16 protein-coding genes, 1 tRNA gene and 1 riboswitch are annotated in these 18,058 nt (G+C 66.0%); of the genes, 9 read left to right on the top strand and 8 right to left on the bottom strand.

Annotated elements, in window-relative coordinates; translation table 11 throughout:
- Positions 1-5: 5 nt before the first annotated feature.
- Complete coding sequence (gene thiB / locus H536_RS0107170; RefSeq protein ID WP_024349820.1) at positions 6-1,040, bottom strand: thiamine ABC transporter substrate binding subunit; 1,035 nt, start codon at positions 1,038-1,040, stop codon at positions 6-8.
- Between the two features lie 50 nt (positions 1,041-1,090).
- Positions 1,091-1,187, bottom strand: a riboswitch (TPP riboswitch).
- Between the two features lie 211 nt (positions 1,188-1,398).
- On the opposite strand from thiB, the gene H536_RS0107165 reads away from it, so the two are divergent.
- Both H536_RS0107165 and H536_RS0107160 read left to right on the top strand, forming a co-directional pair.
- A complete protein-coding gene (locus H536_RS0107165) occupies positions 1,399-2,040 on the top strand; it encodes a thiamine diphosphokinase (protein WP_024349819.1) in 642 nt (213 codons plus the stop codon).
- 76 nt (positions 2,041-2,116) lie between these two features.
- Positions 2,117-2,193, top strand: a tRNA-Arg gene (locus H536_RS0107160).
- Between the two features lie 1,129 nt (positions 2,194-3,322).
- Here H536_RS0107160 and H536_RS0107150 read toward each other — a convergent pair.
- Positions 3,323-4,405, bottom strand: coding sequence for a GGDEF domain-containing protein (locus H536_RS0107150; protein WP_244495376.1), 1,083 nt, complete (start codon positions 4,403-4,405; stop codon positions 3,323-3,325).
- A 203-nt stretch (positions 4,406-4,608) separates the two neighbouring features.
- On the opposite strand from H536_RS0107150, the gene H536_RS0107145 reads away from it, so the two are divergent.
- Entirely contained in the window at positions 4,609-5,016 is a 408-nt protein-coding gene (locus tag H536_RS0107145; protein WP_024349816.1) for a hypothetical protein, read from the top strand.
- 28 nt (positions 5,017-5,044) lie between these two features.
- Here the strand turns inward: H536_RS0107145 and H536_RS0107140 are convergent, their stop codons facing one another.
- Entirely contained in the window at positions 5,045-6,808 is a 1,764-nt protein-coding gene (locus H536_RS0107140; protein WP_035694654.1) for a TadE/TadG family type IV pilus assembly protein, read from the bottom strand.
- A 164-nt stretch (positions 6,809-6,972) separates the two neighbouring features.
- Here H536_RS0107140 and H536_RS22445 point away from each other — a divergent pair, with 164 nt between their 5' ends.
- The 3 genes from H536_RS22445 to H536_RS0107125 all read left to right on the top strand — a co-directional run bounded on the left by H536_RS22445 (position 6,973) and on the right by H536_RS0107125 (position 7,938).
- A complete protein-coding gene (locus H536_RS22445; protein WP_024349814.1) occupies positions 6,973-7,305 on the top strand; it encodes a YkgJ family cysteine cluster protein in 333 nt (110 codons plus the stop codon).
- A gap of 127 nt (positions 7,306-7,432) precedes the next feature.
- A complete protein-coding gene (locus tag H536_RS24915; protein ID WP_169513620.1) occupies positions 7,433-7,600 on the top strand; it encodes a hypothetical protein in 168 nt (55 codons plus the stop codon).
- Between the two features lie 56 nt (positions 7,601-7,656).
- On the top strand, positions 7,657-7,938 hold the full coding sequence (locus H536_RS0107125; protein ID WP_024349813.1) for a hypothetical protein: 282 nt from the start codon (positions 7,657-7,659) through the stop codon (positions 7,936-7,938).
- 93 nt (positions 7,939-8,031) lie between these two features.
- Here the strand turns inward: H536_RS0107125 and ald are convergent, their stop codons facing one another.
- Complete coding sequence (ald, locus tag H536_RS0107120; RefSeq protein WP_024349812.1) at positions 8,032-9,147, bottom strand: alanine dehydrogenase; 1,116 nt, start codon at positions 9,145-9,147, stop codon at positions 8,032-8,034.
- 132 nt (positions 9,148-9,279) lie between these two features.
- Between ald and H536_RS0107115 the strand changes: the two genes are divergently transcribed.
- Positions 9,280-9,753 carry an Lrp/AsnC family transcriptional regulator gene (locus tag H536_RS0107115; protein ID WP_024349811.1) on the top strand — a complete coding sequence of 158 codons (474 nt, stop codon included), beginning with the start codon at positions 9,280-9,282 and terminating at the stop codon, positions 9,751-9,753.
- 36 nt (positions 9,754-9,789) lie between these two features.
- Here H536_RS0107115 and cysG read toward each other — a convergent pair whose 3' ends face one another.
- Entirely contained in the window at positions 9,790-11,232 is a 1,443-nt protein-coding gene (gene cysG / locus H536_RS0107110; RefSeq protein WP_024349810.1) for a siroheme synthase CysG, read from the bottom strand.
- A 490-nt stretch (positions 11,233-11,722) separates the two neighbouring features.
- Here cysG and fdxA point away from each other — a divergent pair, with 490 nt between their 5' ends.
- Positions 11,723-12,061 carry a ferredoxin FdxA gene (gene fdxA, locus H536_RS0107105; protein ID WP_024349809.1) on the top strand — a complete coding sequence of 113 codons (339 nt, stop codon included), beginning with the start codon at positions 11,723-11,725 and terminating at the stop codon, positions 12,059-12,061.
- 34 nt (positions 12,062-12,095) lie between these two features.
- On the opposite strand, the gene H536_RS0107100 is transcribed toward fdxA, so the two are convergent.
- The gene (locus tag H536_RS0107100) at positions 12,096-12,500 is read right to left on the bottom strand and encodes an RNA-binding S4 domain-containing protein (RefSeq protein ID WP_029702864.1); all 405 of its coding nucleotides are present in this window, start codon (positions 12,498-12,500) and stop codon (positions 12,096-12,098) included.
- 16 nt (positions 12,501-12,516) lie between these two features.
- Positions 12,517-15,792: a helicase-related protein gene (locus tag H536_RS0107095; RefSeq protein WP_024349807.1), complete on the bottom strand. Its 3,276-nt coding sequence runs from the start codon at positions 15,790-15,792 to the stop codon at positions 12,517-12,519.
- Between the two features lie 360 nt (positions 15,793-16,152).
- Between H536_RS0107095 and H536_RS0107090 the strand changes: the two genes are divergently transcribed.
- Positions 16,153-17,037, top strand: coding sequence for a DMT family transporter (locus H536_RS0107090; RefSeq protein WP_024349806.1), 885 nt, complete (start codon positions 16,153-16,155; stop codon positions 17,035-17,037).
- A 10-nt stretch (positions 17,038-17,047) separates the two neighbouring features.
- On the opposite strand, the gene H536_RS0107085 is transcribed toward H536_RS0107090, so the two are convergent.
- Positions 17,048-18,022 (bottom strand): lytic transglycosylase domain-containing protein, encoded by a 975-nt coding sequence (locus tag H536_RS0107085; protein WP_024349805.1) that lies wholly within the window; start codon positions 18,020-18,022, stop codon positions 17,048-17,050.
- Positions 18,023-18,058: the final 36 nt, after the last annotated feature.

Genomic DNA, 18,058 nt, shown 5'->3' with positions numbered 1-18,058 from the left:
GATCGTCAGCGGCCGATCGCTTCGAGCCATTCCTGCGTCCATGCCTTGCGGTTCGCCGCCACGGTTTCCGGATCGATCATCAGCGGCGTCTCCACCTGCACCAGGCGGCCAAACGCTTCAGGCAGATCGATGCCGTCCGCGACCGGCAACGTCCAGTTGGTGGTGGGGATCAGCGACTGCACCTCGGCGGTCAGCATGTAGTCGAGGAAGCGGGTCGCCAGTTCGGCGGTTTCGGTCGTCTTCAGCATCGCCGCCACCTCGATCTGCAGGTAGTGGCCCTCCGCGAAGGCCGCGGCCTGATAGCGGTCGGTGTCTTCCTCGATCATGTGGTAGGCGGGCGATGTCGTGTAGCTGAGAACCATCGGCACCTCGCCGCTAGTGAACAGGCCATAGGCCTCGCTCCAGCCGGGCGTCACGGTCAGGATGCGCTTCGACAGCTGCGCCCATTTGGCGGCGGCCTCGTCGCCATAGATCTTCTTCATCCACAGCATCATGCCGAGGCCGGGCGTCGAGGTCCGCGCGTCCTCGATGGCGATCTTCACCTCGGGATCGCCATTGACCAGATCGTCGAGGCTCGCCGGTGGTTCGGCGATCGCTTCGCTGTCGTAGACGAAGGCGAGATAGGAATAGTCGTAAGGGACGAAGATGTCGTCCGAGAAGCCGGTCGGCACGTCGAGACCCGAGAGATCCGCCCCGCTCGGCGCGAACATGCCGGTCGCCTTGGCCTCGGGGATGAGATCGGTGGTCAGGCCGAGGACGACATCGGCTTCGGTCGAGGGGCCTTCGAGCTTGAGACGATTGAGGATCGCGACGCCGTCCTCGAGCCCAACGAACTGCAGATCGCAGGCGCACACCACTTCAAAACCCGCCTCGATCTTCGGGCCCGGCCCCCATTCGGGCGTGAAGCTCTCATAGGTGTAGACGGTGAGCACCGGCTTGTCGGCCTGGGCGACCGCTCCGGTCACGCCGGCCAGAAGGGCGGCGGCGCAAACGCCGAGATGGCGAACGGACAGCGGCAGGAGGAAGACGGGTCGGGCCATGATGGTGCCTTTCGAGACGGCGGCTTTCGAAACGAAAGCATCCGCGAGACACCCGCCGACGCCCGCATCCCTCCGCCGGTATGAGCCGGATCAGGTTCGACGGGTCGGCATGCGCCTCTCAGCCCGAAGGCACCCCGTGTGAGCATGGGAAGACTTAGAGGCCACGCCGCTTGCCGGCAAGGGCGGCCGCGCCCCTGAGCCAAGGGACAGCTCTGCCCTGCCCCGGTGCCGAGCTCTCGCGTCAGACTGCCAGGCTGCGCGCCGACGTTGCGAGCAGACGATGCCCTGGCCGGCAATCTCCTTACGAGGTCGAAGCAGCCGATTGGCGTTTGCGGCCCGATGCTGTAGGCGAGCCGCGATGTCGCGCTTTTCCATTCTCCTTGCCGGCCATATCGCCCCGACCCCTGCGCTGATCAATGCGGTGGAGGGCACGCGGGTCATCGCCGCGGATGATGGCCTGCGCCATGCTGCGGAACTGCAGGTTACGCCGGAACTCTGGGTCGGCGATTTCGATTCCAGCCCGCCGCGACCGGCGATCGAACTGACCAGCCTGCCCCGCGAACCCTATCCCCGCGACAAGGCGATGACCGACGGCGAGATCGCCATCGAGGCGGCGCTGACGCGTGGCGCGACCGGCCTGCTTCTGGTCGGCGCGCTCGGCGGCCCGCGCAGCGACCACGCCTTTGCACATCTGATCCTGGCCCTGCGCTATGCCGCCCGCGGCATCGACGTGGAGTTGTTCGACGGTATCGAACGCGCCTGGCCACTGGGACCGGACCGCCGCGCCTTCGATCTTGCGCCCGGCACGCAGTTCTCGATCCTGAAATTCTCGGATCTTTCGGGGCTGACGATCTCCGGCGCGAAATGGCCGCTCGACGGTGTCGACCTGCCATTCCACTCGATCCTCACCCAGTCGAACGAAGCGCTGGGGCCGATCGCCGTGACGATCCGCCAAGGCACGGCGCTGCTCGTCGCCCAGGCCGATCCCAAGGTCCGCTGATCCGCAATATCGCCGCACAAGAGCTTCGCGAGCAGACTTGGCGAACCCTGCGCCTTCGACTAGGTTGCGCGCGGTCGGTCCCGTAGCTCAGCAGGATAGAGCATCAGATTCCTAATCTGAGGGTCACTGGTTCGAATCCAGTCGGGATCACCAATTGCTTTGCGCCCTGCGGCAGGGCCACGCGGCTCCTCGCCGCGTACCCATGCACGGGGATATACAAGCGACAACCGAATACATCGCGTTGAGCAGCCGCTGATCCCAGTCTGTTAATGTGCCGATTCTCCCGAAGCGTTGCTTCGATTGCTAGTGCTGACGCTGGCCCTCGTACACTTCGGCACGATGCAACGCCCCGCCAGCGCGCCTTCAACGCACCGGTTCACCGTGAACTCCCCGTGACCGTTAAGTATTTTAGTAAGCAGGGGTCATCTAACACTCTATCCAAACAAGGCCACTTGCATCTGCAGTGAGGGGATGGGATGTGTGCCCTCAGAAATACAACGCGAATCTGTCTATGACGTGAGATGCAGGCCAACCGGTGATGTTGCACCATAATTGTCTCGGGGTATCGGCGGAGTGGAGAGCACTAGGTCGCGGCCAACAATCGTGTTGCTTACAGCCGGAGTTCGCCGGAAGCATCCGTCCCTGGAATTGACGCTCTCTCCTTATGTGGTCCATCCGCCTGCGTCGTAGATCAAGGACCAGTCCAAACAGTGAGGTCATCCACTCAGGATGGATGAGCCAGAAAGAACCAATCCAAAATACATGCATACATTCATGGACTTCATGAGACGGATCTTTGCGTGGCATCACTGGATCCCCATTAGTATCGACCTGCGCCGCTCGCCTTTTGATCTTCGCCCGCTAACGGCCACGTCTGCTCCGACGCTAATACAGCGAGGGGTCCAGAATCGTTCTCGCATCCTCATGTCGGCCAAAACCAATGTTGAGAATTCGTCAGCAACGCAGAAGGCGCTCCAACGCCCGGCGGAGAGGACTGCCCGGCGGCCGCATGATATTGTGAGCGTCACCTGGGATTACGACTTCCTGAAAGGCTGCTTGCTCGCAACGACGTTACTGGTACTCACGACCGGCGTTATGCTCTGGGCGGTCTGGAGCGCGTTATCGTCATTAATCGGTTTACTTTTCTAATCTCTTCAGAAGACCTCGGCGAGTTGGTGGCGGACCCGACCGGACGCACTGGTCAAACCTGTGCCGCATCCTCATGCCACCCCGTCGCCGGTGTCGGAACTGGTACACTCCCTCTGCCCGCCGCCGGCTTTCCTTATATCGCGACTTCCACGCGGTTGCGGCCGCGGTCCTTGGCGAGGAAGAGCGCTTCGTCGGCGGCCTTGAAGAGGCGCTTGAAGGACAGGTCTTCCCCCTCCTGCGTGGCGACGCCGACACTGACGGTCACGTTGCCGTTCTCCTGGTCGCCATGGAAGACCTTGTCGTCCACGGAAAGCCGGATCCGTTCGGCGGTCTGCAGGGCCGCTGCCGGGGTGGCATCCGCCATCGCCACAACGATCTCCTCGCCGCCGAAGCGGGCAACCGCATCGGATTTGCGGACATTGGCCCGGACCACATCCGCCACCTTCAAGAGGATCGTGTCCCCGACATCGTGGCCATATGTGTCATTGACCTGCTTGAACCGGTCGATGTCGATGACGAGCACCGAGATCGGCCGGCCATTGCGCCGTGCCACCTCCACCATCTCGCTGGTGCGACGCTCCAGATGGCGGCGATTGGGCAGAAGGGTCAGCGGATCGGTCGACGCCTCCGCCTCCAGCGCCCGGCCAAAGACGAAAGCCTTGCGCTCGCTGCAGAGAAAGCGACCGAGGACGAGAACCCCGATCACGTCGGCAACCGTCATCGGACCGATGGTCCGCAGGAAGATCTGCGACGCGCTGTCGACGGGCACCGTCAGGATGAAGAGAAACGGCACATTGCAGAGAAGGCCGAGCACGAGGAGGTCGCGGGTGCGGGCCGGCTGCATCTTCTCGAAAACGAAATGAGCGAAATAGGCACCGATGGCCGCGATGGCCACGATGTTCGCGATCCCGCTCATCGTACCCGAGCCGCCGAGATGCAGCCGGAAAAGACTGGTGACCAGCGCGGCCACCGTCGCGGCTCCCGGTCCGCCGAATGGGGCCGCCAGGACCAGCATGACCGCCCGCGGGTCAATCCGCAGGCCCGGCGCCAGTTCGACCGCATTGGCGATCGACAGCGATGCCCCGACACCGAACAAGAGGCCCAGTGCAAGGCTTCGCCCAAGCCCCGGCTCGGCTTTGCGCAGGGCCCAGCCATACATCATCGTCACCAGCGCGAAGATGCCGAGGCCGTTCACGACGCCGAGAAAGAAACCCATATTTGGCAAAGTTCTGGCTCCGATCCTGCCGCCTCTATCTGCAATAGCCGCGACGGGTTACGAAGCCACAAACACCGGGAACGACACGGCTATCGGCCGCAGAAGAAATTCGGGCCCGCGGAGAGACCGGTTGGCCGGGGCCTTCTTCGCTGCCGTGCGACCGCTCCCGTGACCGTACAATGCCGTCGATGCAGGATCGCGCCATGACCAGACAACGATCGTCCCTCGGCCTGTTCGGTGTCTTCGGGCGATCCGAGGATCTGAAACAGCTCGACAGCGCTCTGCGCTCCGTCGACCTGCATCCCCGGATGGTGCCGGAGGCAGTGAAGCTGACGGTGGTCAGGCTGATGCAGGATCATGCGATCGGGGCGTTTCCCGCGCCGCAAGCCTACCGTGCCGCGGCCGAGATCCTCGGCTATTGCATGATCGGCGCGGAAGGCTTTGCCGGCGCCAACGACGTCGATCTGGCGCTGCGGGTCGGCGAGCGGATCGAACGCGCCATGGAGGCCGGGGACAGCCTCGACGCCCAGATCGTGCTGGTCACGATGACCGCCCGGGTAATCCAGCCGAGCGTCGTCGAACGCTTCGAACTGACGCTCGATACGCAATAGCGTCCCCTCCCCCCCGGGAGGCTGCAGGCTATTTTGCGATGCGCAGGCTCGACACCTGTTCGGTGATCGAATCGAACGCCGCCATCAGGTCGCTCGAGCTCTTGGCGTCGTAATAGAGCTTCTTCGTCGGATCGGTGATGCCGTAGGACGCGCACTGCTCCATCAGCTTCTTCACCGAGGAGCCATTGTTGAGATCGAAGGCGATCGTGAAGATGACGATCCCGTCCTCGCCGGTGGCCTTGCGCCCGTCATCCTTGATGTTCTGGCAGATCGCCGCGACCTTCTCGTTCATCGCGGAGACGAAGCTCGATCGGTTCGCCCGCTTGCTGGTCGTGCTGGTGTCATCGAAGATCCGCCCCCAACTATGATTGCCATAGGCGTCGTAGGTACTGGCATAGCCGAAGGTGCCGTAGCCGGATTCGTTGTAGTCGTTCTCGTCGCTGCCGTAATTGTTGTCGCCGTCGGTCATCAGCACAAGGACCTTCAGATTGTCCTTGGCATCGTTGGCTCGGCCCTGGGTGAAGGGTTCGCGGGCCGACAACAGCCGCCAGCCCCAGGCGATGCCTTCAGGAATGTTGGTTTCGCCATCCGCATCCATGGCGTTGATCGCCGCATTGATCGTGGTCTGGTTGTCGGTCAGCGGCGTGATGGGTGTCGACCGGCAGCCACGGTTCGGGCCAGGGTGTTTGCCACGCTGCAAGTTGCTGCCGTCGAAATATTTTGCGACCTTCGACTGGACCGACATTGCCGCTTCGGCCCGCATCGAGCGGCTGCCGTCATCTTCCAGATAGTCGTTGTCGCCCTTGTTGCCATCGTATTCGTCCGGTCCGAAGCTTGGCACAAACAGCGTGTCGGGATTGGCGTAGTTGGGTTCCGCGTCGGTGATCGCCAGCCCATTCGGTCGCGATTCCACGCAGCCCAACCAGGGCCCCAATTCGTTCTTGTGGTGCGCGTTCTCATAGACGAAGAACCGCGTCAGCGGCGTCTTCGAGGAAATCTCCTGCCAGTAGTCGCCTGTCGGGCTTCGCTCCGCCAGATTGACACCGCGGCTCGTCTTCCAATTGGCCCAGTCGAGATATTCGTTGTGGATCGAGGATCGTCCCTTGGTGTCCATCCATTTCGCGTCGTGATTGTCCGGCCCGATATTGACCGCTGCGGCGAAGGGGACGACGCCGAACTGGACCGGCAGCTTCAGGGTCGAGGACGCGGCGCCCTTCAGGAACTGATCGGTGAGACCGATGGCGGCTTCCTTGATGGTGTCGATCTTGCGCTTGCCGCCACCGGATTTCGGCCGGCCGGTCATCGAGCCGGAATTGTCGAGCACCATGACCAGTTCGATGGACTGGTTCTGGACGACGATCTGGCTTCGGGCCGCCAGCGGAAACGCGCGCCAGTCGAGTTCGCCGGCGGTCACGAAGGAGAGGAGGTCGCCGAAGATGGTCGGATGCCGGCGGGCGGCCGACACCTGCAGAACCGTCGAGCCGTCCTCGTTGAAGATGCCGTCATAGCTGAAGTCGGTGTTCGCGCGCGCATCGGCCCCGGCGTTCTCGAAGAAATAGCCTTCCGCGACCTTCGACAGGTGGGAATCCTGCTGGTTGTTGGAATATTCCCGACCGGCGGCCAGCGCTGCGATATCGACCGAATGCTGGAGGTTGCGTTTCGACGCGTAGATCCCGGAGATGTCCACCGCAGCGCCCATGCAGCAGGCGAGGATCGGCAGGGTCAGTCCGAAGACGACCGCCACATTCCCGGATTCCGCCGTCCAGAACCGCTTGCCTGATGCGCTTTTCACGAGATCGATCTCCCCAACGGCCCATTCCTGGCGCGCAAACCTTACCTATGGTCCGTTTCCATATGGTTTCGCGACAGCCGACAATCCGCCGGATGGCCCATGTCCAGGCCTCCCGCATGCCGGACGCATTGACCGCCCCGGCCGAGGCTGCAAGAACACCCGCAATGACCCCGTCCGATGCCGTCTTCGACTGCCAGGCCTGCGGCGCCTGCTGCGCCTATTCGGCCGACTGGCCCCGCTTTTCCATCGAGAGCGACGCCGCGCTCGATCTGATTCCCGCCGCGCTGGTGGCGAGCGATCTCAGCGGCATGCGCTGCGAGAACGACCGCTGCGCCGCGCTTTCCGGCGTGGTGGGCACCGGCACGGGTTGCACGATCTATGGGCTGCGGCCGCAGGTCTGCCGCGAATGCGTTCCCGGGGGCGAGGATTGCCGGATGGCGCGGCAGCGTTTCGGGCTCGACTGTGATATGCTGCCGGCAACGGGCGAGGCAGTCTAGGACGACAGCCCCCGCTTACCGGCGATCATGCCGGCGTGAAATCTCGGCCGACTGGCACATATACTCCTGACAGGCAGGTTCGGGTTTTGACCCGACCCCGTGCCACGACCGCATTCAGGAGGCGCCCATGTCGACCCCGCCCGCCGCAAGACCCGGCGACGAAGGCAATGACAACGCGCCGCAGACGGCGGAAAATCTCTGCCGCAGATGTGGTGGATCGGGGACCGTCGATGGCGAGCCCTGCCCGGAATGCAAAGGCACCGGGCGTATCGCCGAAATCGTTGGCGACGCCTGACAACACGGCTCGGCATGCACCGCATCCCGACCATTCTTGAAGAAACGAGGACACAGATGGCAGCCAGGGCAGCCCATGAAGACCGGACCTACAAGGTGACCGAACCGGTCGATCTCGGCGACGGTCTGATCCTCCCGGTGGGGACCTATTCCGGACGCCTGCAATGGACGGAGTTCGCACAGGTCAACGGACCGCCGCGGATCGTCAGCCAGCGCTTCGTGCTGCCGCTGTCGGCCGAGGAAGTGAAGGGTTTCGGCGGCAAGCTCGGCCGGACCCAGAAGCTGCGCGAGGTGGATATTTCCAAGCTCGTGGCGAACGGCCTCATCGTCGAGGTCTGACGCCGCCGGCATTCGATGCCGAAGGTTTGCAAAGGGGCGGCGGTCGGGTTCGACCGGCCGCCCCTTTTCATGTCTGCCCGCCGGACGCGCGGGTCAGGCCGCAAGCGCCTCATAGGCGTCGACCATCTCGCGGCCGAGCGACTGCGCGACGGCCCGGTTGGTGATCAGGCCGCGATGGACATTCAGCCCGTGCAATAGATGCGGGTCGTCCGACAGCGCCTTCAGACCGTTGTCCGCCAGGGCCAGCCCGAAGGGGAGCGTGGCATTGTTGAGGGCGTGCGCCGAGGTGATCGGGACAGCGCCGGGCATGTTGGCAACGCAATAATGGACCACGCCATCGATCTCGAAGGTCGGCTCGGCATGGGTGGTGGCGCGCGATGTCTCGAAGCAGCCGCCCTGGTCGATGGCGACATCCACCAGCACCGCGCCCTTCTTCATGCCGGGCAGCATGGCCCGCGTCACCAGCTTTGGCGCCGAGGCGCCGGGGATCAGCACCGCGCCGATGACCGCGTCGGCGGCGAAGACCTCTTCCTCGATCGCCGTACTGGTGGAATAGCGCGTCTGCACCCGGCCAGCGAAGAGATCGTCGAGCTCGCGCAGCCGGGCGATCGAGCGGTCGAGGATGGTGACATCCGCGCCGAGGCCGATCGCCATCTTGGCGGCTTCCTTGCCGACCACGCCGCCGCCGATGATCACCACCTTGCCGCAGGCCACGCCGGGAACGCCGCCGAGCAGAACCCCGCGGCCACCATGGGCCTTTTCCAGTGCGTGGGCCGCGGCCTGGATCGACAGGCGGCCCGCGACCTCGGACATCGGTGCGAGCAGCGGCAGACCGCCGCGTCCGTCGGTCACCGTCTCGTAGGCGACGGCGGTGACGCCGGAGGCGATCAGACCCTCGGTCTGTTTCGGATCGGGCGCGAGATGCAGATAGGTGTAGAGGATCTGACCCTCGCGCAGCTGCGCCCATTCGGCGGGCTGCGGTTCCTTGACCTTCACCACCATGTCGGCCGTCTTGAAGACCTCCGCGGCGTCCGCCGCGATGGTGGCGCCCGCCGCCTCGTAATCGGCGTCGCTGGCGTCGATGCCGGCACCGGCGCCGGTCTCGATGATCACGTGGTGACCGTGACCGACATATTCGCGCGTCGCCGACGGCGTCAGGCCGACGCGGTATTCGTTGTTCTTGATCTCCTTCGGGCAGCCGACGCGCATCCGTTTCCTCCATCTGTGGGCATCTGGATTGAAACGTGGTTCCGGCGCAATGTCCCCGCGTTTTCGCCTGCCAGAACCGCGAGGATCGATGTTTTCTTGCGTTTGGGTGCCGTCTTGCGCAAACTTCTGCGGATGGAGACGATCGACCGCTTCGATCTGCAGATCATGCGCACCCTGCAAAGGGAGGGCCGGCTGTCGAACGCGGCGCTGGCCGAGCGGGTGGGTCTGTCTGCTTCGGCCTGCTCACGGCGGCTCGACCGGCTGGAGGCAAGCGGTGCGATCCGCGGCTATCATGCCAAGCTGTCCAACCGGACGCTCGGTCACACCATCACGGTGATCGTCAATATCGGCCTGTCCGGTCAGACCGAGCGGCAACTCGCCGAGTTCGAGGCCGCGGCAAAGGGCTGCCCGAACGTCCTGGTCTGCCTCCTGATGTCGGGGGAGTACGACTATCTCCTGCGGGTCGCGGCCCGCGATCTCGAAGACTACGAGCGCATCCACAAGACCTATCTGTCGTCGTTTCCGCATGTCGTGCGGATCAATTCGTCCTTCGCCCTGCGCGAAGTGCTGGACCGAACCACGGTCGGCATCGATCCGAACCTGTGACAGCGCGCCGTGCCGGCCGAACGGTCTGTCGCCGGCTCAGCCGACGGCCGTCCGTCCGGCATCGACCATGAACGGATCGGCGGAGGCGGCACGGGCATGCTCGGTGAAGACCCGGCCGACACCGATCAGGATCGGACGGTCGACGCCGATCCGGGCGACGATGGCGCCGAGGTCGGCGAGGGTGCCGGCGGCGCGGGTCTCGTCGTCGCGCGACAGATTGGCGGCGACGGCGACCGGGGTCGCGGCCGGCAGGCCGTGATGGATCAGGCGTTCGGCGATCTTCGCCGCCATCCGGCCGCCCATGTAGAAGACGGTGGTGGCGTGATCGTCGGCCAGCGCATGCCAGTCGAGGTCGTCCGGCAGGCCGCCCTTCTTGGAATGACCGGTGACGAAGCGCAGCTGCTGGGCCCGGTCGCGATGGGTCAGCGACACGCCGAAGCTCGCCGCCAGCGCCGAGGCGGCGGTGATGCCCGGCACGATGGCGACCGGAATGTTTTCGCGCGCCAGCTCGTCCAGTTCCTCGCCGGCCCGGCCGAACACCGATACGTCGCCGGATTTCAGCCGCACCACGTGCTTGCCCGCCTTGGCGAAGCTGACCATCATGGCGTTGATGTCTTCCTGTCGGCAACTGTCGCGGGCGGCGCGCTTGCCGACCAGCATGCGCCGGGCCTCGCGGCGGGCGAGCTCGAGGATCTCGTCGGAGACGAGGTCGTCGAACAGGATCACGTCGGCCGCCTGCAAAGCGCGCACCGCCTTTAGGGTCAGGAGTTCGGCTTCGCCGGGCCCCGCCCCGACCAGGGTCACGCGGCCGCCGGCCTGGGGCGAGCGCGCCAGATCGTCGATGAAGCCGCCGGCCGCTGCCTCGGCCGCGGCATCCGGCAGCTTCGTGGTGAAGGCGCTGTCGGCGAAGCGTTCCCAGAAGGCACGGCGCAGCGGGCCCGGCGCCAGCCGCTCCATCACCGCGCCGCGGACTCTGGCGGCCAGGGCCGCCCACTGGCTGAGCGCCGGCGGCAGCAGGGTCTCGATGCGGCGGCGGATCGCCTGGCCGAGGATCGGGGCGGCGCCGTCGGTGGAAATGCCGATGACCACCGGCGAGCGATTGACGATCGTGCCGAAGCGGAAATCGCAATAGGACGGCTTGTCGACGACGTTGACCGGCACGCCGGCTGCCCGCGCCGCGCAGGCGAAAGCCTGGCCCTCGGCGAGGCTCTCTGTATCGCCGACGGCGATCGCCGCCCCGGCGAAGACATCGGTCGCCCAGGGCCGGTCGTGATGAACGATGACGCCGGATTCCGGCGGCACGGCGAGAAGCTCGGCCATCTCGCCATCGATCCCGTCGGCCGGGACATAGAGATCGACATGGGCGCCCGCCGAGGCCAGAAGCTCGGCCTTCCAAGCCGCCCCCGGCCCACCGCCGGCCATGACGACGCGCTTGCCCGCCAGATCGAAGAACACCGGCAGGCTCGCCAGCGGCCCCATGCGCTGCGAGCGCTGCCGCGCGCCATTGGCATCGGCCTCGTCGAGGCTGTCGTCGCTCACCAGAATCGGGCGCTCGGCCATGGATCCGTCCTCGGTCGTCCTACTCGTCACTCTCTTGTGACATAGCGTCCGGGGCGGTCACAGGGCGAGGCGTAATTTTGCGTCCCGATACGCCCACCGGGATCGTCCTTCGCGCGGGGCCGGCTTGCAGAGCATGGTCGTTCCGGCGGCCGGCAAACCCAACGAACAGATGCCGCAGGGCCACGCGTGCTGGCGCAACGTCGCTTGATCTCCAACTCATCGGCAACCCATCCGCCTTGATGGAAAACCATTCCCGGATTGCCGCGGTGGCACGACATGCTTTGCTCTTGTCTGTCTTCAAGAGAGGGGTTACGTCGCCACGACAGGCGAGACACGCCGGCGATCGCCGTTGCTGCTCGCACGAATGACGGGGCCCTTCGTACGGGCCCGAACAGGCCAAGGATCAGACATGACCTATCTGGTGACCGACAATTGCATTCGCTGCAAGTACATGGATTGCGTCGAGGTCTGTCCGGTCGACTGCTTCTACGAAGGCGACAACATGCTCGTCATCCATCCGGATGAGTGCATCGATTGCGGCGTCTGCGAGCCGGAATGCCCCGCCGAGGCGATCAAGCCGGACACCGAGCCCAATCTCGACAAATGGCTGAAGATCAACACCGAATACGCCGAGAAATGGCCGAACATCACCGTCAAGCGTGATGCGCCTGCGGATGCGGAAAAGTTCGACGGCGAAGACGGCAAGTTCGAGAAATACTTCTCGGCCGAGCCCGGCCAGGGCGACTGAGCTCTTTCAGCTTGTTCAAGATGCACGTCGCCGGTCAGGCGCTGTCCCAGCGCAGGCGCTCATGGGCGCGGCGCTCCTTCTTAGTCGGCGGCCGCGCCGAGGGCTGATAGCCCGGTGCGGCCTTGCCCTTGGCCGCTTCCTTCTGTTCCGCGATAGCTTCCCGCGTCGGTGACAGATCCTCGTAGAGGGTCGCCGCCTCGCTGGCCGGTCCGCGCCGTTCCCCCGGATCGACGATCTTCAGGACGAGGACATCGTCCCGGCGTGTGATCGTCAGCGTGTCGCCCGGGCGCACGGCCCGCGCAGCGTTGTCGGTCTTGTCGCCGTTGATGCGAACGCCGCCGGCCTGGACCAGCTTCTGGGCAAGGCTTCGCGACTTCACGATCCGCGCGAAGAACAGCCATTTGTCGATGCGCTGCCCCGCGGGTGCTGCCGGAGCCATCGGCTCCGCATGGCGCTTACTTGCCAAGCTTGTCCTTCAGCGCAGCGAGTTTGGCGAAGGGCGAATCGGGATCGATGCGCTGCGGGCGTGCCGGCTGCACGGGCGGCTTGCCCCCCTGCGGCTTGTCGAAGCGCCGGCCACGCTCGGGGCGATCACCCCGGCCCTTGCCCTCGCCCTTGTCAGCGCGGTCGCCGCCATCACGGCCCTTGCCGCGCGGGGCACCCTTGCCGAAGCGCGGCGCGCGCTCCTCGCCCTCTCCGGCACCCTGCGGGCCACGGCCGCGACCACGCTGGCCCTGGCCATGACGGGCACCGCCACGGCCGGCGCCGCGCTGCGGGCGCCAGACCTGCACGAGCTTGGGCGCCTCGGGTTCAGCGGTCTCGCCGCCCTCGCCGGCGGCTGCATCAGCGGCCACGGCTTCGGTCGTTTCCGCCGCCGGTGTATCAGTGGTGGACGCCTCGGCGGTTTCGGCCGGCGTTGCAGCCGCTTCGCCGTCGGTGGCTTCGCCAAGGGCGGCCGCAGCGGCCTTCCCGGCTTCGGCCAGGCCACCGGTTTCCGTGGCTTCGACCGGTGCGACCGGCGTGTCGGATGCCTCGGCAGTCTCGCCTGCATCTGCGGTTTCGGTCGGCGTCTCGACAACTGGTGACTCGGCGGCGGCAGTATCGACCGTGTCCGTCGCGGTGCTGGCCTCGTCCGCAGCTTCCACTGCCGGCTGTGGTGCATCCGAAGTCGCAGCCGCCTCGGCGGCCTTCCTGGCCGCTTCGGCGCGCGATGCCTCTTCGGCGGCGCGGCTCGCTTCGTCCAGCCGTGCGAGTTCGGCCTCGACCTTGGTCTGCTCGACCGGCTCGCCGCGATAGCCGAGGCCCTTGAGAACCTCTTCCATGTCTTCCGAGGTCGCGCCGAGAATCGACATCATCCCTGGCGTGACGAGGAACTGCGACCCGTCATAGGCGCCTTCCGGCCGCTTGCCGGTGCCCGGCTTCCAGCCGAGCGCCGGGCGGATCAGGTCGGCGAGGCGCTCGAGAATGTCGACGCGCACGGCCCGGCGACCGAGCAGCCGGTAGCCGGCCAGTCCCCAGAACACCGGATCGAAGGAGGCATCGGCCACTGCCGAGGTGCGACCGGTCGCCAGAAGATGGGTGACCTCGCCATAGCCCGGCTTGTCGCGGCCATCGTTGTGGATGGCCCAGAGCAGCGTCAGAAGGGCCGCCGGCGCGGGCTTGATCAGCGCCGGAACGAAGATGTGGTAGGCGCCGAAGCGGACACCGCAGCGGCGCAGGGCCGCGCGCGATTCCTGGTCGAGCGACCGCACGTCCTCGGAGATCTCGCGGCGCTGGATCAGGCCGTAATTCTCGTAGAGCCGGTAGGCGAGCCCCTTGGCGACGCCCTCCAGACCTTCGGAGGCCTGCAGATCGAGCAGCGGCTTGAGGACCGTGGTGATCTGGTAGGTGACCGAACGCTCGGCCCGCGCCGCGACCTTGTCGCGCGCCACGCCGGTCAGCTGCTCGTCGGCGAGCAGCACGGTCTTCGGCTTCAGCGGATCGTCGCCGGCCGACAGCACCGCCACCGGCGCACCGAGCCAGCGCACGAGCCCGTCCGAGCCCAGCGCGATGTCGCCATTGGGTGAATTGGCGAAGCGTTCCGCCCGCTTCTCGAACTCGCCGGCCAACGCCTTCTGGGCGGCGGCACGCACCGCACGGCCATCCGGCCCCTCGGCCTTGCCGTCGGGCGTGAACCTGAACCCCTGCAGCTCGCCTACCGGGTGGCCCTCGACCACTACCGTGCCGTCGCCGCCGATCTCAGCTTCCATGAACGCGTTCTCTCTCAGCCGCCTCATCAAGACGCTTGTCCTGCGGTCTACGAAGCGTTTCGTCAACCTGTCGTGAAGAGCGTCGGAAAGACGGTCCTCGATCTCGCGAGTCTTTTCCTGCCAGTGTGTCGGATCGGCCAGCCAGTCCGGACGGTGTGAGATATAGGTCCAGGTGCGGATTTCCGCGATCCGCTGGGACAGCGTATCGATGTCGCCCTCGGTGCGGTCGGCACGCCGGACCTGGCTGGCCATGTAGTCTTCGGCGACGTGGCCGTCCGACGCGAGGTCGGCATAGATGGTGGCGATGATCTCCGCATGCTGGGCCGGCGCGATGCGTCGATAGTCCGGCAGCTTGCAGGCTTCCCACAACAATTCGACCGCTGCCGGGCTGGTGGCGCGATCCTTGACGGCCGGGTCGCGCGACAGGAATTCCAGCGCCCGCTGATCGACGGCCGGCAGCGCGCGGGCCAGGGCGTCGCTCGGCGGCGGCGCCTCCAGGCTCTCCTTCAGCGCGTCGATCGAAGCGAAGTCGAAGGCGCGCGAGCGCCATTGCAGCACCTTCACCGGCGCGAAGGAATGCGCTTCCAGCGCTTCGGCGAGTTCCGGGGCCAGCGGATCGACCTTGCCGGTGACACCGAACGTGCCGTCGCGCAGATGCCGCCCGGCGCGGCCGGCAATCTGGCCGAATTCGGATGGCGTCAGTTGGCGGTACTGGAAACCGTCGAATTTCCAGTCCTGGGCGAAGGCGACGTGATCCACGTCGAGATTGAGGCCCATGCCGATGGCATCGGTGGCGATCAAGAAATCGACGTCGCCGGACTGGTAGAGTTCCACCTGGGCGTTGCGGGTGCGCGGCGACAGCGCGCCGAGAACGACGGCCGCTCCGCCCCGCTGGCGGCGGATCAGCTCGGCGATCGCATAGACCTCGTCGGCCGAGAAGGCGACGATGGCGGTGCGCCGCGGCAGGCGGGTGATCTTCTTGGACCCGGCATAGACGAGGTTCGACAGGCGCGGCCGCGTCGTCGCATGGGAACCGCTGAGCAGCCGCTGCAGCACGCCCTGCATGGTCGACGAGCCGAGCAGCAGCGTTTCCTCGCGACCGCGGGCATGCAGGATGCGGTCGGTGAAGACGTGACCGCGCTCCAGGTCGCTGGCGAGCTGCACCTCGTCGATGGCGACGAAGGCGGTGTTCGGGGTGCGCGGCATCGCCTCGACGGTACAGACCGAATAGCGCGCATTGGGCGGCTTGATCTTTTCCTCGCCGGTGATCAGCGCGACGGCGCCCACCCCGACGCGGTCGCAGACCTTCTGGTAGACCTCGCGCGCCAAGAGGCGCAGCGGCAGGCCGATGGTCCCCGAGGAATGGGCGACCATGCGCTCGATGGCGAGATAGGTCTTGCCGGTATTGGTCGGGCCGAGAACAGCGGTGACATTGGATCCGTCGAAACGGATGCTTTCTCGGGCGGGGCGATGGTCGGTCATGCGTCCCGCTCATGTGGGAAGATATATCGGTTGGAAAAGGTTCTAGCCCGATTCGCAAGGTCCGAGCGTCACTTAGCGGGCCGGTTCCGCCTAGCGGCAAAAAAATCGTCCGACCGCGAAATTTTTTCGGAACCCTTTCCGAGGTCCCGCATTCTTCAAGCACCCCCAAGCGATCATCCCCCTCGATCGCAAAGAAGCAGACGGAAAAAGGCAGCTCCCCCTCGCTGCCTTTTTTCGCGTCTGGGGTCCGCATTTTCCCCCGCCCTGCCGAACGCGCAGAGATCCGCGAGAATTCGTTTGCATTGCGCCCGTGCCCTGGCCTAGCGACAGGTTCCCGCACCCCAGACGAAGCGTGCTCCCATGCAGGCCGGCATTCTCCTCGCCTTCGCGTCCTATTTTGCCTTTGCCTGCGGCGATGCCTCGCTGAAGGCGATCGGCGACCGGCTGCCGATCTTCGAGATCGGCTTCTTCGTCTCGATCTTCGCTTTGCTTCCGGCGCTCTTCACCAAGCGGCCCGAGGATAATTGGGGCAACGTCTTCGTGCCCAATCGCCCCGGTCTCGTGGCGCTGCGCATGGCCAGCGGCACGCTCGGCGGCATTCTCGGCGTCGTCGCCTTCACCAGCCTGCCGCTCGCCGAAGCCTATGCGCTGATCTTCCTCCTGCCGATCTTCGTCACGGTGTTCTCCTTCGTCGTTTTGAAGGAGCCGATCGGCTGGCGCCGCTGGCTGGCCGTGTTCGGCGGCCTCGTCGGCGTGCTCCTCGTGGTGCGCCCCGGCTTCCGCGAGATCCTGCCGGGCCATTTCGCGGCCATCGGCGTCGCCATCTGCGGCGCGATCACCGTCATTGTCCTGCGGGTTCTAGGCCCTTCGGAGCGGCGGATCACGCTGATCGGCGCCGTCTTGGTGGCGGCCATCGTGGTCAACGGCGTCTTGATGGTCCCGGACTTCGAGATCCCGGCCAACGATCTGTGGCCGATCATGATTCTTGCCGGGCTTTGCGCCGGCATGGGGCATCTGCTGATCGTCTTCGCAACGCGCCTCGCCCCGGCGGCGCGGGTCGCGCCGACGCAGTACAGCCAGATCGTCTGGGCGACGATCATCGGCGCCAGCTTCTTCTCCGAGTTTCCCGACCTGATCGCGATCATCGGCATGGTGCTGGTGGCAGCCTCCGGCCTCTTCACCTTCGTGCGCGAGACCGAGCGCACCCGGTGGCCGAGCCGCGTACTGCTGATCCGCAACCGGTAGAATATAGCCGTCAGTTCTTCAGGACGACGCAGGACCCGCCGGCCCCGCGCAACCGTCCGCACAGCGCGTCGGCTTCGCTGCGGGTATCGGCGCCGATGCGCACCGCATAGATGCGCTGGCGCGCGCCATTGCGGCCCCGGATCACCAGCGGGTCCCGGTCCTTCAGGATGGCTCCGAAGCGCGATTGCACCCGCCGGAACATCTTCATGGCGACGGCCTGCCGGGCATGGCCCGCGACCTGCACCCCCCAGGGCCGCATCGGCGCGCTCTCGACCCCCTCGAAAGCGGCAAAGACCGCGCGCGTCTTCATGATCGGCAGTCGGGCACAGCTCTCGTCGAAATCCCGGTCCGCATCGAGCGGTCGCGGCTCCAGCTCGCGCCCGTCCTCGCGAAACCAGTCCGCCGGCCGAAAGGTGATGGCGTTGACGTAGTCCTCGGTCTCGTAGGGCAGCGATCCGCCGCTGACGAGCCAGCGCTTCACCCGGTTGATGCCGCCATTGTAGGCGGCGGCCGCAAGGCCCCAATTGCCGAGCTCCGCGCGCAGATCGGCCAGGTAGAGGGCCGAATGCCGCAGCGCCTGACGGGCATCATAGGGATCGTCGAGGCCGCGCTCCTTCGCCGTGTAGGGCATGAACTGGGCGATGCCGCGCGCTCCGACAGGCGAGACGGCGCCGGCATCGAAGCGGCTTTCCTTCCAGATCAGCCGCGCGAAGAAGTCCGGCGACATGCCGACCGCGTCGGCGTTGCGGGCGATCATGCCGCAGATGGCTGCGGCGGACAGGGGCTGGTCCGCGCTCGCGTCCGCCTCTTTCGCACGCTCGGAAAGATTGGGCGGGCTCGGGGGGAAGGCCAGTGCCGGCAGGACGATCGCGCCCTTGTCGGCAACCTGCGCGCCCGCTGCCGCCGGGGCCAGGACGGCAAGCGCCAGCCCGCAGGCTGCGCCAACGCCCAGGGCGCGCCGCAGAACCGGCTTGGAGGCTGTCATCGCGCATGTCGCCATGGTCGGCAGGAATGCACAGGA

Source organism: Aurantimonas coralicida DSM 14790, assembly GCF_000421645.1.
Taxonomy (GTDB): domain Bacteria; phylum Pseudomonadota; class Alphaproteobacteria; order Rhizobiales; family Rhizobiaceae; genus Aurantimonas; species Aurantimonas coralicida.
This window is presented reverse-complemented; position numbering and strand designations above follow the sequence as displayed.

Bases quoted from the DNA above. Each gene is read 5' to 3' on its own strand.
- thiB (WP_024349820.1), bottom strand. From the start codon at position 1,040: ATGGCCCGACCCGTCTTCCTCCTGCCGCTGTCCGTTCGCCATCTCGGC.
- H536_RS0107165 (WP_024349819.1), top strand. From the start codon at position 1,399: ATGTCGCGCTTTTCCATTCTCCTTGCCGGCCATATCGCCCCGACCCCT.
- H536_RS0107150 (WP_244495376.1), bottom strand. From the start codon at position 4,405: ATGGGTTTCTTTCTCGGCGTCGTGAACGGCCTCGGCATCTTCGCGCTG.
- H536_RS0107145 (WP_024349816.1), top strand. From the start codon at position 4,609: ATGACCAGACAACGATCGTCCCTCGGCCTGTTCGGTGTCTTCGGGCGA.
- H536_RS22445 (WP_024349814.1), top strand. From the start codon at position 6,973: ATGACCCCGTCCGATGCCGTCTTCGACTGCCAGGCCTGCGGCGCCTGC.
- H536_RS24915 (WP_169513620.1), top strand. From the start codon at position 7,433: ATGTCGACCCCGCCCGCCGCAAGACCCGGCGACGAAGGCAATGACAAC.
- H536_RS0107125 (WP_024349813.1), top strand. From the start codon at position 7,657: ATGGCAGCCAGGGCAGCCCATGAAGACCGGACCTACAAGGTGACCGAA.
- ald (WP_024349812.1), bottom strand. From the start codon at position 9,147: ATGCGCGTCGGCTGCCCGAAGGAGATCAAGAACAACGAATACCGCGTC.
- H536_RS0107115 (WP_024349811.1), top strand. From the start codon at position 9,280: ATGGAGACGATCGACCGCTTCGATCTGCAGATCATGCGCACCCTGCAA.
- cysG (WP_024349810.1), bottom strand. From the start codon at position 11,232: ATGGGGCCGCTGGCGAGCCTGCCGGTGTTCTTCGATCTGGCGGGCAAG.
- fdxA (WP_024349809.1), top strand. From the start codon at position 11,723: ATGACCTATCTGGTGACCGACAATTGCATTCGCTGCAAGTACATGGAT.
- H536_RS0107100 (WP_029702864.1), bottom strand. From the start codon at position 12,500: ATGGCTCCGGCAGCACCCGCGGGGCAGCGCATCGACAAATGGCTGTTC.
- H536_RS0107095 (WP_024349807.1), bottom strand. From the start codon at position 15,792: ATGACCGACCATCGCCCCGCCCGAGAAAGCATCCGTTTCGACGGATCC.
- H536_RS0107090 (WP_024349806.1), top strand. From the start codon at position 16,153: ATGCAGGCCGGCATTCTCCTCGCCTTCGCGTCCTATTTTGCCTTTGCC.
- H536_RS0107085 (WP_024349805.1), bottom strand. From the start codon at position 18,022: ATGACAGCCTCCAAGCCGGTTCTGCGGCGCGCCCTGGGCGTTGGCGCA.